Origin of the sequence: Nostoc cf. commune SO-36 (genome assembly GCF_023734775.1) — a bacterium.
GTDB classification, from domain to species: Bacteria; Cyanobacteriota; Cyanobacteriia; order Cyanobacteriales; family Nostocaceae; genus Nostoc; species Nostoc commune_A.
This window is the reverse complement of sequence record NZ_AP025732.1, coordinates 1,558,672-1,572,073: the sequence shown is the minus strand read 5'-3', so window position 1 is coordinate 1,572,073 and position 13,402 is coordinate 1,558,672. Positions and strand designations below refer to the sequence as shown.

The window sequence follows — 13,402 nt, the reverse complement described above, 5'->3', positions numbered from 1 at the left end:
TTTAGTAACAAAATATCTATCTTAAGATTTAGTTAATATTTACTAACAAGATTTATTAAGAATCAAAACTAGTAAACTTTATGAAGAGTGGCTTCCTTTGCTCAAAACTCCGGAAGCTGCTCAAAGTTGTCTCCAATGCTAGTAATCAAACACGAATATCTCACAAAGGTATAAGAATCAATCAGGATAGATAAGCAGGGGAGGAGGAAGAGGGTAGGCTGTTTCTCCCCCTGCTCTCTTCTCCACTTGCCCAAGAACTGCCTGAAGCAAGAAATTCTTTAACCGAACGGTATTGGCAGCTGTCACTTCAAGCAGGATGAAAATAATCGTAAATTTCTTGAGCCAAACGCGGCCCAATTCCTGCGACTTCAGCGAGTTGTGTGGTTGTCGCTTGTCGAATATAATCAACTGAGCGAAAATGTCCTAGTAGTTGCTTTTGTCGATGATGTCCTAAGCCAGGAATTTCATCTAAACGCGATCGCTTCAATTTATCACTACGTTGCTGACGATGGAAACTCACTGCAAACCGATGCGCTTCATCCCGCAGCCGCCGCAATAACTGCACCCCTGGTTGTTCTGCATCAGTTGTCAAGGGTTTAGATTCTCCCGGCAAAAAAATCTCTTCTCGCTGCTTTGCTAAACTCACAACTCGCAATTCTTCTAATAAATTCATCTCTTGCAAAACGGCGATAACCGATGATAATTGACCTTTACCACCATCAATCATGATTAAATCAGGCCAATCTGGATTACCCAAACGTGTTAGTTGCTGATCTTCTCCATATTTGCGAAACCGTCGCTGGATGACTTCAGCAAGACTGGCAAAATCATCTGAATGTCCTGCTGTCACTGTGGGATTTTTAATTTTGTAGTGGCGATAGTGCTGTTTGGCGGGTAATCCGTCGATAAACACGACTTGCGAAGCTACAGCATTTGACCCTTGAATATGGGAAATATCATAACCTTCGATGCGGTGGGGTACATCTGGTAAATCGAGGATGGTGGCTAAATCTTGCATTGCTTGGTGATTGCGATCGCCAAGTTTCTGCATTCTTTGCAATTCATACTGAGCATTTCGCTCTACCATCTCAATTAATTCTGCCTTAGTTTGGCGCAGAGGAGTCAAAATTGTGACTTTTTTGCCTTTACGTTGAGTTAAGACATCTGCCAATATCTCCGCATCTGGTAAATCATGCTGTACCAAAATTTCTAGAGGTATTTCTACCGAGTCAGCAGTTTGGTAATGTTCCTCTAAAGCTCGTTGTAAAATAGCTCCTGGTTCCGCGTGAGCATCTGCCACAAAAGCTAAACGTCCAACCAATTGCCCAGCGCGAATCTGAAATAGTTGAATGCAGGCGTGCTGTTCATCGGCTGCCAGTGCGATCGCATCCCGCGAGACTGTATCATCTGGTAAAGACACTTTTTGGTCGGCTGTCAGTGACTTTAACCCAGAAATTTGATCGCGAATTCGCGCCGCCGACTCAAAATTCAAGTTCTCAGCAGCTGCATTCATCTGTTGAGTCAAAATATCAATCAGTTCCTGAGTTCGCCCTTGAAATACCATCGCTATTTTTTGGACAATTTTGCGATATTCTTCTGGTGAAGTCAGCTTTTGACACACACCCGGACAACGCCCTAAATCAAAATTCAAGCAAGGCCGGTCTTTGAAAAGTGGTTGAGGTCGTTGTCGCTGGGGAAAGATACGCTTGCAGATGCGAACGATTTCTCGCAACAAACCAGCATCAGTATAAGGGCCATAAAATTTATCCTTTTCTTTACCGAATTGGCGTTTACGGGTAATAAAAATTCGCGGATAATCTTCTGACCAAGTGATGCAGAGATAGGGATATTTTTTATCATCTTTGAGCAACACGTTGAAGTATGGCTGGTGCTGCTTAATCAAATTGGCTTCTAGCGCTAAAGCTTCGGCTTCAGTATCAGTGACAATGAATTCAATTTCTGTCACCAACTTGACCATCGTGGCGATGCGTTCAGTCTTGTTGTAGCCATCCCGGAAATAGGAACGGACACGCGATCGCAACTTACGTGATTTACCTATATATATAATGCGATCGCTCTTGTCCCGCATGAAATAAACCCCCGGTTCCGGCGGAATTTCGGCTAGACGGTTTTCTAGTCGTTCTGGATCTTTAACCAGTGGTAATACTTGAGTAGATATTGTCACAACCAAAATTAGGTAATCTTTCTCTATTTTAAGAAAAATTATTTTTTCGTGCCGATTTAACAGACTATTATCAAGTAAATATAAAGTAGCCGTCATAAACGGCATACACCAGAACCAATGGAAAAGGAACTGGCGACTGGGCGAGAATAGTAGCTCCTAACGCAGCACCTCAGTCAGTTAGGCTTTTAGTCTGCACAAATAGAATCCCGTAGACACCTTTGAAACTTCCCGAAGAGTGGGTCAGTTTTCAAGCTAGACGTTTGCCAGAAAATTTTATGCCAGTATCATAACTTTCGAGCCTACGAGAGTTTTATAGCTGCAACTTTAGTCATTCACTGCCTACTACTCTCAGGATAAAAACCTTGCTTTTTAAATCTAAAATTAATATTTTTCAATTAATTAATGCTTTGTTCTCTGAAACTTTATATTTCCGCTAATAATATTGTTTTGTATTAACCTATCTTTATTTTCAAGAATAAAGAAACTATTCGAATATTGCTTATGTAAATTTCATGTAAAAGCTTTATTAATAAACAACAATTTTGTTTGTTTGTTGAACTTATGATATTAAGCAGATTAACGGATTTAATAAGTTAAATTTCCGATTATGATTGGAAATATAGTTATTTTAATGATTTTAAACAAGAGTTAAAGTATGAATTTACAAGACTTTGAAACCCAATATCGTGAAGCTATGGATGAAACTCTCAATGAGTTGCAAACAGCAGTTTTGTTGTTGGCACAAGTTCAACAGCAAATTTCCAAAGTTGGCAGTTCTGTACAAAATATTAGCGAGTATGTGGAAGAGTTCATTGTTGACCAAAAAGCAGAATAAATGCGCTTATAGAAAAAACTTTATCTATTAAGTCAGTCAGTGTGAATATTTAGCATCAGGTTCAGGCACGATAGCGCAGCATAAAGCCTTCTCTTTCAGAGACGCTAACGCGAACGGCATGGCTTCGCTTAGAGCGAGTCCGCGAGCGAGCCTCGGCAGGAGGCAGAAGGGAAAAGGGTTTTATACCAATTCTTTATGAAGCTGCATAGAATTCTATCCCCCCTAGCCCCCTTAAAAATGGGGGAATTCAAAGTCCCCCAATTTATCGGGGGATTTAGGGGGATCAAGATATTAGGACTTACGCACTGTACAAATTAATCATGATGTGGCTTAACGAAAATAGGTTGTTTCAGGATTTGATTAATTATCCTTTGATCGTAAATAGACCATGCTGTAGGGGTTTAGCAATGCTTTACCCTTACGAAAGATGTGGCTTTTCACGTTATACATATTTACTATTTCTTGTCAATGCGTAAATCCTAGATATATGCAACTTCACATTAAATTGGTATTAGTTCACTTAACCTTTATTAATATACGTTTGGTTTTTTCCAGATGTTCTACTTACCACAAGTAAACTGTTCTTCAATTGTAAGGATCAGATCCTTGAGTTTTAAAGGTTTGACAAAATAGCGGCGTGCGCCCAAACTAAGAGCGAGTTCTTGATCTGCTTTAAAAGCAAAGGCTGAAACCACAATGATTGGTATTTTTGACAAATCAGGTTTTTCCTGGACTTGTTTTAAGAGTGAATAACCGTCAATATCTGGCAATTTCAAGTCTAATAACATTAAATCTGGCTCAAATTTCTCTATAGTTGAGAAAAAAGTAGAGCCTTCTGATAAGCTTTGCACATCATACCCAGAGTAACTCAAATAGTCACTCAGTAGCATCCGATTGAGGTAATGATCTTCAACTAGCAAAATTCGTTTAGCTTTGTGTGACCGCAATGGCTGATCTATATTGAGTAATTGGGCTGTCATTGCTACCTATTTCTTATCTGATTTTTTTTAAGTAAAAGCCAAAAATTATTAAAATTAACTAAAACAGTAGTGCATTTAGGTGAAACGAATAGCAATTTAACTTATGTAATTTAGCTAAAGAGATGAATCAATGAAATTTTGCTACATTACAATACTTAAATAATAGCCTTGCTAAATAGAATTTAATCAAAAATTTAACTTTTTTTACGAATTTTTTATCAAAGCAGAATTCAGGAGTCAGGAGCCAGAATGGGCTAAACGCCCCGCTATCGCTAACAGAATTGAATTCTGTGCGAGTGGCGAATGAATAAAGGGCGTTTTTGCACCCCCGCTAAATTAAAAATTTAGTGGTCTACAATTAGTGGCGGGTCTGAATCCCCCACTTTCTTGTTCTGACTCCTGAATTCTGACTTCTGGATTCTTCTTCAAGCTATTCAAATTACAATCCAGGGCATCAGAGCAAAATTAACACTCAAGGATGCTTACTTATAAATAATGCTAGAATCTTCCCAAAAAATAAATCAGAAAGCCTTAGTTAAATAAAATGTTATAAGTTACAGTGAAATAAAATAACCTTTCGAGTTTGCAGTTAGTTTTGTAAAGGTAACGAGCGCGGAGGGATTTGAACCCCCGACCCACAGAACCGGAATCTGTTTGCTCTATCCACTGAGCTACGCGCCCTTAAGTCTTTTAAACTATAGCACGTCTGTGATAGAATTTGCGGCTTAGAGAAACTCAGTTTTTGGGTTAAAGATAATTAGCTGGGTCTACTGGTGTGCCATTTTGACGCACTTCAAAGTGGAGGTGGGGGCCAGTAGATAAACCTGTAGAACCAACAGCAGCGATCGCTTGTCCGCGTTCAACAGCTTGTCCATCAGCAACATATAACTCGCTGCTATGTCCGTACAGTGTGGTAATGCCATTGCCGTGGTCGATAATTACTGCTCTGCCATAACCACCATACCACCCAGCAAAAATTACTTTTCCCGAATCGGCTGCCCGAATTGTACTACCATAGCTAGCGGCAAAATCTAACCCGGCGTGAAAGCGACGATAGCCGAGAACGGGGTGCATCCGCCAGCCGAAGGGACTACTAGTATAAGCATCGCTAGGATATGCCATTACACCAGTTCCCCGAACGATGACACTTGTGCGGCTGTTGGTTTTTGTTTGCGCTTCTTCTGTGGCTCTAGCTTCTGCTACCTTTTGTTGAATCAAGACTTCTAGATTTTTGGATTCCCTTTCTAGCTGGTTTTGCGCCGCTTCCAAGGCTAGGCGATCGCTATTTAGGCGTTGAATCAATTCTGATTGCGATTGCGCTTGAGTTTGATAATCGGCTTTTTGTGCCAGCAGTTGCTCACGAATTAAGGCAATTTCGTTCTTTTGCTGTTCTACTTCCGTTTTTTGTTGATTAATCAGGTTTGCTTGGGCGTTGAGTTTTACCAAAATTTGTTCGTCTGCCTGATACACCAACTTCAACTGATGACGACGGCTGAGAAAGTCGCTAATATTTTGACTTTGGAGCAAAACTGCCCATCCAACAGAAGCAGGCGATCGCTGGAGATATCGCAATCGTGCTACTGTTGCTACTTGACGCTGCTGATATGAGCGTTCCGCCACGGCTAAAACAGTTTCTAACTGCTGGAGGCGTTTGGCGGCGAGTTGTAATCGTGATTCGCTCTGTTGAATATAGCTATCTGTAGTTTGCAGATTTTGCTTTAAACCAGTCAGGTGTTTTTGGGCCTCTTGTTGAAGATTTGTTAAGCGATCGCGATCGTTTACGACACTCTGATGCTGCTGGTTCATTTGTTGCTGCTGTTGTCGCAAAGTATCAATAGACCCTATGGACGTTGCGTGTACTGGAATTAATGCGAAACAAGTCCACAAAATGCAGCCAAATATAATAAATAAACAGCAATAAATCTGTATTTTTCCTATAAATCGCGCTCTCATGGTGCGAACCTAAGCAAAACAATGCTTTCAAACACTATGAGGATTATTCCCAAAATCTGATTCACCCACTCCAACGCATTATTAAATTGGTCTGCCAAGTTGTAACACAAGGATTCCAGCTATGTCAGCATTGAGCAGGTATATTAGCGGGTGAGATGTCGTAATTTTTAAGTTTAATTGCTCTTGTTTACATAGGGTCGTTTTAAAGACAAGCCGAACTAGCAAAAGTCCGGCTGAGTTTTATCAATCGTCTATACGCAAGAGCTTGCGGTAAAACGGTTGTGAGAAATCTGTCACGCGATAACGTTTATAGTTGTCCATAAGTTCAATTAAAAAGTTAATAAACTCGAAACTTGCCATCATCAGCTCGTAACTCAGGTCAGCGTTACCATCAAACTGGATTCGGCAACGGGTTAAATCTGAGGGTAAAGTAGCAACATTCCAGGAGGCGACAAAGGGGACATGTTCACTGGCTTCTATCTTCCGGTGTCCCTCTAAGACCCCTTTTTGATAGAGGCTAATGGCATAAGGCAAGAAATTCCGCTTAGTGCCTTGAACGTAAGGTAAGTAAACACTGGCTTGTTGTTGAGTAGCAGGCTGGAGTTGCTCAATAGACATTTTTAAATATTCCTCAAGTTAGTTGGCAACTGGGGATATTAGTGGCTCTTAGTAGTATTCCCAAAAGATTTGTCTAAAGCACATAGTAGGGAGTAGGTTACAGGGTACAGGGTAGAGATTATTCCTTATCACCTGTCACCTCCTCCCTAATACCCAATAAATGAAGTTACTGCTAAGAAATATTAAAATTTCGGTTACAATGATTCTGCATTAACTTTTATTGAAGCTGGGACAGTAACATTAAAAATCCCGACTGTAAAGTGGTGGATGCCGTTATTGTAGTTTCTCTCAACAACGAGCTGCTGCTACCTTGCTATTACTTTGCCCAAACCGGAGTTCTCGTTAGAGAAAGTCTGGCTCTACAAGCTTCCTGCCCAAGTGGTTATCAAAGGAATCAAGCCTCTGTCTAGGAGTAGCAAACGTGGTGAATGCGAGGTAATTACGCAGAGTGGCGGTAACAACAAAGGTAGTCCCAGCAGCTTTTGGCTTAGGGATAGCGGGTATTACAGTTTGCCCATTCCGATTAATATCGGGAAAAGTAGCTTAGGGATATTTGTCCGTAAAATTACTAACTGTAGACAAATACTGGTTTTTGAATCAAGCAACCTAACCTATGCCAGCGAATTCCTGGCCCGAAGAAGATTCTTATCAAGAGCTTGATCCGCTAAACTCCTTGTTGTCTGACCTATCAGGAGATGAGGAGTCAGTGTTAGAAACAGATCCTGTGTCTATAACACCCCGGTTTCAAGGTCGTAGACGCAAAGCAGCTCTAGTCTTGACTATCGTCTGGAGTGGAACGATCGCTCTACATTTAGTTTCTTGGGCTTCCATATTTATTCTAGGATTGACCACCATTCTAGGATTTCATGCTTTGGTGGTAGTGTTTACTAAATCCCGTCGCTATCCAAAAGAAATACAAGGAGATTTGCCTTTTGTATCTGTGCTAGTGGCTGCGAAAAATGAGGAAGCAGTAATTGCTAAATTAGTCAAAAATCTTTGTAATCTGGAATATCCAGGTGAGCAGTACGAAGTATGGATTATTGACGATCACAGCAGTGATAGCACGCCACATTTATTAGCAGAACTAGAAGGCAAACACAAGCAACTGAAAGTATTAAGGCGTTCCGCAGAAGCTAGTGGTGGCAAATCGGGGCGTTGAATCAGGTATTGCCGCTCACAAAGGGCGACATTATAGCAGTATTTGATGCTGATGCCCAAGTGACACCAGACTTACTACAACAGGTAGTGCCTTTATTTCAAAGAGAAAACGTGGGGGCGGTGCAGGTGCGAAAAGCGATCGCCAACGCTAAAGCAAACTTTTGGACTAAGGGTCAAATGTCCGAAATGGCTCTTGATACTTGGTTTCAGCAACAGCGAACTGCCCTTGGTGGCATTGGCGAACTGCGGGGCAATGGTCAATTTGTCCGGCGTTCTGCCTTGGAAAGCTGCGGTGGCTGGAATGAAGAAACCATTACCGATGATTTGGATTTGACAATCCGCTTACATTTGGATAACTGGGATATTGAGTGTGTTTTCCATCCAGCCGTGCAAGAAGAAGGGGTGACAAATGCGATCGCACTCTGGCATCAGCGCAACCGTTGGGCAGAAGGCGGTTATCAACGCTATTTAGATTATTGGGATTTAATTCTCAAAAACCGCATGGGAACCCGCAAAAGCTGGGATTTGCTGATTTTTATGCTGATTATGTATATTTTACCCACAGCAGCAGTCCCAGATTTATTAATGGCGATCGCTCGTCATCGTCCACCAATCTTAAGTCCCATCACAGGATTATCCATTTCTATGTCGATGCTAGGGATGTTTACAGGTCTAAGGCGTATACGTCAAGATCAGAAATTCCAACCTTCTACATATCTTACGATGCTGGTGCAAACCCTGCGCGGCAGTTTATATATGTTGCACTGGTTAGTCGTCATGAGCAGTACTACTGCCCGGATGTCGGTAAGACCAAAGCGCCTGAAATGGGTGAAAACTTTGCATACTGGGAATGGGGAATAGGGAATGGGGCATGGGGCATGGGGAATAGGGGGATGATGAAGTAAAGCGACAGGAGAGAACTTTCTTAGGGTCTTTCCCCAATGCCCAATGCCCAATGCCCAATGCCCCATTTTTTATTCATCATCCACGTCTGATTCTTCTACCCACTCAGGTGTAGTTATGGAATCGGAGAATTCTGGGAAATCATCTGCAAAACGGATAATTTGTCCGTTGAAAAATTCTGCTAGACGTTGAGCTGCGATCGCTACTTCGTCAGGTTCCCAATCAGGCGTGGGTGTTTGTTTTGGAGTTGGAGGCAAAGCTTGCGCCCCATTTCCATTGACACCATTTTTATTTAGACCATTTCCATTTAGACCATTTCCATTTACGCCGTTTCCATTCAGACTATTTCCATTTGCTCCATTTCCGTTCTTTGCTGCTGTCGGTGCTGATGGTGGAGTGGTTGGTTGTGGTAATGGCGCTGGAGGCGGAATTTGCTGATTGTAAGTAGGAGTAGCTGGTTGCTGAACGCGACTAGAGTCTTTTGGGGGAGGATTTTTTTTGGCTGAGGTAGAGTTTGAAGAAGTTCCTTTTTCTATATTTATCTGGATTTCACGCTGGAAAGTTTGCTGAAAAGCTGCCGTAATCATCGGTAGATAAGATTTCCCCTTGTCATACCATGCCTGTTTAATAGCAATTCGAGCCACAACACCGTCGAACTCTATAAGATGGCTCATTTGACGCAGCATTTCTTGCCTTGATTTTGGCTGGAGGTTAGCAAGCACTTGTTGCCAAACCTGAGTTAAGTCATATTCTGCTTCCTCAATAACTTCTAAACTTATCGGTTCAACATTCGCAGGTGACACAGAAACAGATGCAGGTTCTGGCGTTGGTGGTGAAACTGAGTTAGCAGCAGAATTGTGATTTGTTTGCTGTTCAACTGGGGGAGATGAAGTGATGGGCTGATTTTGGACAGCCGCTTGATGATTGGGAGATGCAGAACTATGATGATTTGTTTGCGGTTCAGCTTGAGGTACAGAAGATACTAGGTGATTTTGGGCAACTGCTGGAGGATAGCTTGGAGATACAGTAGGTGTGTTAACTCGTGGTGCGACACTTGGGGCTTGTGGCTGAATATTTGTCGCACTGGGTAACAATCCTAGTAATGTTACTTCCAACCACAAACGCGGCTGAGTGGTATTTTTAATTTGCACTTCTGATGTGCGTAGGTGTTGCTGTCCTGCTAAAATCGCGCTCATATCCAAGTATTGAGCAAACTCAACCAATGCTGTCCAGGTTTGCTGAGTACAAGCAACCAGATCGTGGCGGTTGGGTGCAGTTTTAGCTACAAGTAAATCGCGGTAAAAGGCGGCGAGATTTTGCAGAATAGTTAGCGGTTCTCGACCACGATCTAAAATGTAGTGAGTACTGTCTAAAACTGCTTCTGGTTTATCTTGAGCGATCGCATTTAACAGCCCCAGCAAGTCCTGTTCGCTCACTGTGCCAACCAAATCCCAAACTCTCTCTGGTGTTACTTCACCCGCTAACAAACCCAATTGATCAAGTAAACTTTCGGCATCCCGCAACCCTCCCTGAGAAAGTTGGGCTATCAGGGTGACGGCATCCGGTGAAATATGAATGTTTTCAAAAGATGCGATCGCACTTAAATGCTTTACCATCGCCTCTAAATTAATGCGTCTAAAATCAAACCTTTGACAGCGCGAAATAATTGTTGGTAACACCCGTTGGGGGTCTGTTGTCGCCAATACAAAAACTACGTGTCTCGGTGGTTCTTCTAGTGTCTTAAGTAGTGCATTGAATGCCTGGGTACTGAGCATGTGGCAATTATGCACTAAAAGCCCATTTGCCACAAAGTTATGATTATCTGCTACTTCAATGTCATAAACTCGCTCAACCCCAGCGAGGTGAACAGATTCGACTGTCTCCAAACTTGTAATCCATCGTGGGGATGGAATATTGTTTAAGGTCTGCCAGCCATTTTCTACTGGTGCTTGCGCCCATCTGGATGTAGTGGTATGTTTTGCCTGTAATACTTCTGGTATAAAACTTTGTTGCGGCTGAATATCCCATTGCTGTAAGCCAACTGGCGATGAGTTGATTTTCTGCGCCAGAGAATCCTTCTGTATGCAATTGAATTTGTGGACTTCCTTGTGGACTGAGACTGAGTGAGCCATCATCCATGTACCACCAAGCAAGCCCTTCTGGGGTAATTCGATTAAGCCAGTCCATAGAGACGAGTTTTTTATCCCCATTTGGTTTAACGATTTCCAAGACATCTTTGAGTTGGGGATCACAAGCGGTGTTACAGGTAACTGATATGCTTCCGTATCCTTTGTTAGCTGTAATTCGCAGTTTTGGACGCAATTTTTCAAGGCGATAAGCTTTGTATTCCAACCATCCTTGCTGCTTTTCTGAGTGTGTCCAACACAATCTGGGGAATCTACTGTATTTATTGGGATAACTGATAGAGCAATCCCCAAGTAAGGTTCCGTAGATAAGCCCAAGTGCATTTGGCTGGATAACTGCCGCATTGGCAAGGAACTTTTCTGTTCTAAGTTCCCAAATTCCGTGTCCTTTTTTATATGGATGTTTTTCCCAGCGAGACTGGATGCTGATGATTCCTCGGCCTTTTTTTTGTAAAAAGGTTGGAATATCGAGCTTTTCTCCACACCCACAAGCACAGAAAGGTCGGAGTAATTCAGCTTGTTTAAGGATAGATTCCAGGTCGTATGATTTTTGCCCTGATGTATTGCCTTTAAACTGGTGTCCGCTAGCAAATCTCCGGGTGCGTCCATCGATACCAAATTTGTAAATGAGGATGCTGCATCCACATTCACAGGGGATAGTATCTTCACTCCTTCTTTTACGTCCTTTGCTGGTAGCCATCCCTGATTTGTCCTAATTAAATGATTACCCGTACATCTAATTTCTCGGTTAGTTGTCTTGATAACCAGGGTTTGCCGTTCTCCTTGGTCTAACCATCTGACAACTTTCTTGAATTCCCACTTAAGAGATGAGTCGTTGTAACTTAGAACTTTCTTGTCTTTAATTGTGGGATCATCAATTCTTTGAAGTCCCTCATCAGTCAAAACCAGAGAATCTCCAGTCAGGCATTCATCGATTACATAAACCTTGTAACGACACTGTACAGGAGCAAACTGGGCTTTTTCAATCAACTCGCGGATATTATCGACACCAGTATTACTAGCGGCATCGATTTCAATGACATCTAGCGCGTAGCCTTTAGTTATTCCCTGACAAACCTCACACACGCCGCAGGGTTCAGCAGTAGGCTTGTCACCTTTGAGACAATTGAGGGATTTGGCCAGAATCCGGGCACTAGAAGTTTTCCCCGTACCTCTGGGCCCAGTAAATAAATAGGCAGGGGCAATTTTCGATGTGCCGATCGCGTTCGTGAGGGTGGTCGCGATCGCCTCTTGACCCACCAGTTCAGCAAAACTCTTGGGGCGATATTTGTGGTGCAGGGGTTCGTAAGACATGGAAAAATAGACTTCAATGCCTTTCAACGTTAATAAGTAGCACTGAGTCGAGTTTAGAATTCAACTATTTTAAACTCTCGTACCTGCTTTGTTTATCGATAGTGCTATAGCCCTCGCACTCAACTAATGCCGTAAATTTTGGCACTCAGGAAAGCAAGTAACCACAGCTGATCCTCTACTATGATTTCAACATCAATGTATGGGAATTATAGCATATCATTTAGTACATTTGTTCTATTAAAAGAGTCAGAAGTGAAAGAGAAAAACTCTTGACAAATGACCAATAACTAATGACTAATGACTATACGTTTTATTGACTGAACTAACGCCATAGTCCAGTGCGATCGCTACAATTTTAGGATAAGCAAAACTCGATGGTGCAGCAGATGCTCAAGCGGCTATTTCAATGGCTCAAAAAGCTTTTTCAGAGCTTGTTTGGCGGAAAACAGACTGCCTCAAAATCTCGGGGCAATGTGCAACCAGAACCAGCACCACCCCTAAGTGATACGGATCTGGAATTTCTCTTCAACGAACTGTTGCAGGGAGTACATCAAGCACGAGGCGAAGCATGGGCCCGGAAGTGGCTGCATAATATTGAACATCGCATCTCAACTGAACGCTGGGTTGATTGGTTAGGACGCTTTGGCGACAAATTGCTGGCATCACCTACACCTAATAATGAAATGGCTGCGCGGTTAGTCCAACTGGGTGAGTTGGGCATCGGTGAAATTGGAGATGTTGCCTATAGTATCGGGATGCAGTTGTTGACACGCAATCAAGGCGAACCAATTTGGGAATATGAAGGGCCAGATGCTATTAGTACAACTTTGCCCTCTGAGATGGACTTAGTATCAGAGTCAGCAGATGCGCCACAGAATCCCCCGGAGGGAGAATACCAAACTGTCACCCTAGAGGAGTTGTTTGTGATGTTACAGGAGGATGAAAACTTACGCCAGCAGATTGCTCAACAGCTTGCCGTTGAAACAGATGACCCACAAGTGCTTGTCCAAGCATTGATTAGTCAATTATATCCTGCTGGTCAATCGACTACAGAGCAAACAGAAAATTAACTGCTGCGTAGAGCCAACAAATTTGAGATTTGTGTCACCCGCAAAAGGTGTTAGCGTAGCAGGGCATTAATCTGTTATAAAGCAGAGAAATCTGAAATCTAAGATTGGCAGCGTCAAAATTCCAGAATTAAATCTGGGAATTGTAACGTTGTAATGCTATGCTCTTGAAGATTTGTATATTTTTTGCTAACCTGCTACGGAAGCGCTGTCCGAATCTAATGGGTTTTTACGTAATTGATGAT

Annotated in this window: 7 protein-coding genes, 1 tRNA gene and 1 pseudogene; 3 read left to right on the top strand and 6 right to left on the bottom strand. The window is 42.3% G+C overall.

Annotated features, from left to right (window positions below):
• Positions 1 to 307 precede the first annotated feature (307 nt).
• Positions 308 to 2,185 carry an excinuclease ABC subunit UvrC gene (gene uvrC / locus ANSO36C_RS06880; RefSeq protein WP_251960268.1) on the bottom strand — a complete coding sequence of 626 codons (1,878 nt, stop codon included), beginning with the start codon at positions 2,183 to 2,185 and terminating at the stop codon, positions 308 to 310.
• A 655-nt stretch (positions 2,186 to 2,840) separates the two neighbouring features.
• On the opposite strand from uvrC, the gene ANSO36C_RS06875 reads away from it, so the two are divergent.
• A complete protein-coding gene (locus ANSO36C_RS06875; RefSeq protein ID WP_251958924.1) occupies positions 2,841 to 3,020 on the top strand; it encodes a hypothetical protein in 180 nt (59 codons plus the stop codon).
• Between the two features lie 560 nt (positions 3,021 to 3,580).
• Here ANSO36C_RS06875 and ANSO36C_RS06870 read toward each other — a convergent pair.
• The 4 genes from ANSO36C_RS06870 to ebsA form a co-directional block, all read right to left on the bottom strand.
• Positions 3,581 to 4,000, bottom strand: coding sequence for a response regulator (locus ANSO36C_RS06870; protein WP_251958923.1), 420 nt, complete (start codon positions 3,998 to 4,000; stop codon positions 3,581 to 3,583).
• 607 nt (positions 4,001 to 4,607) lie between these two features.
• Positions 4,608 to 4,681: transfer RNA gene (locus tag ANSO36C_RS06865), tRNA-Arg, on the bottom strand.
• Positions 4,682 to 4,747: 66 nt separating this feature from the next.
• Complete coding sequence (locus ANSO36C_RS06860; RefSeq protein WP_251958922.1) at positions 4,748 to 5,953, bottom strand: murein hydrolase activator EnvC family protein; 1,206 nt, start codon at positions 5,951 to 5,953, stop codon at positions 4,748 to 4,750.
• Positions 5,954 to 6,196: 243 nt separating this feature from the next.
• A complete protein-coding gene (gene ebsA / locus ANSO36C_RS06855) occupies positions 6,197 to 6,571 on the bottom strand; it encodes a type IV pilus biogenesis protein EbsA (RefSeq protein WP_190940023.1) in 375 nt (124 codons plus the stop codon).
• A gap of 613 nt (positions 6,572 to 7,184) precedes the next feature.
• On the opposite strand from ebsA, the pseudogene ANSO36C_RS06850 reads away from it, so the two are divergent.
• A pseudogene (locus tag ANSO36C_RS06850) lies at positions 7,185 to 8,590 on the top strand (glycosyltransferase).
• 113 nt (positions 8,591 to 8,703) lie between these two features.
• Here the strand turns inward: ANSO36C_RS06850 and dnaX are convergent.
• A complete protein-coding gene (gene dnaX, locus ANSO36C_RS06845; protein WP_251958921.1) occupies positions 8,704 to 12,090 on the bottom strand; it encodes a DNA polymerase III subunit gamma/tau in 3,387 nt (1,128 codons plus the stop codon).
• A 386-nt stretch (positions 12,091 to 12,476) separates the two neighbouring features.
• Between dnaX and ANSO36C_RS06840 the strand changes: the two genes are divergently transcribed.
• The gene (locus ANSO36C_RS06840; RefSeq protein ID WP_251960267.1) at positions 12,477 to 13,160 is read left to right on the top strand and encodes a hypothetical protein; all 684 of its coding nucleotides are present in this window, start codon (positions 12,477 to 12,479) and stop codon (positions 13,158 to 13,160) included.
• Positions 13,161 to 13,402 lie beyond the last annotated feature (242 nt).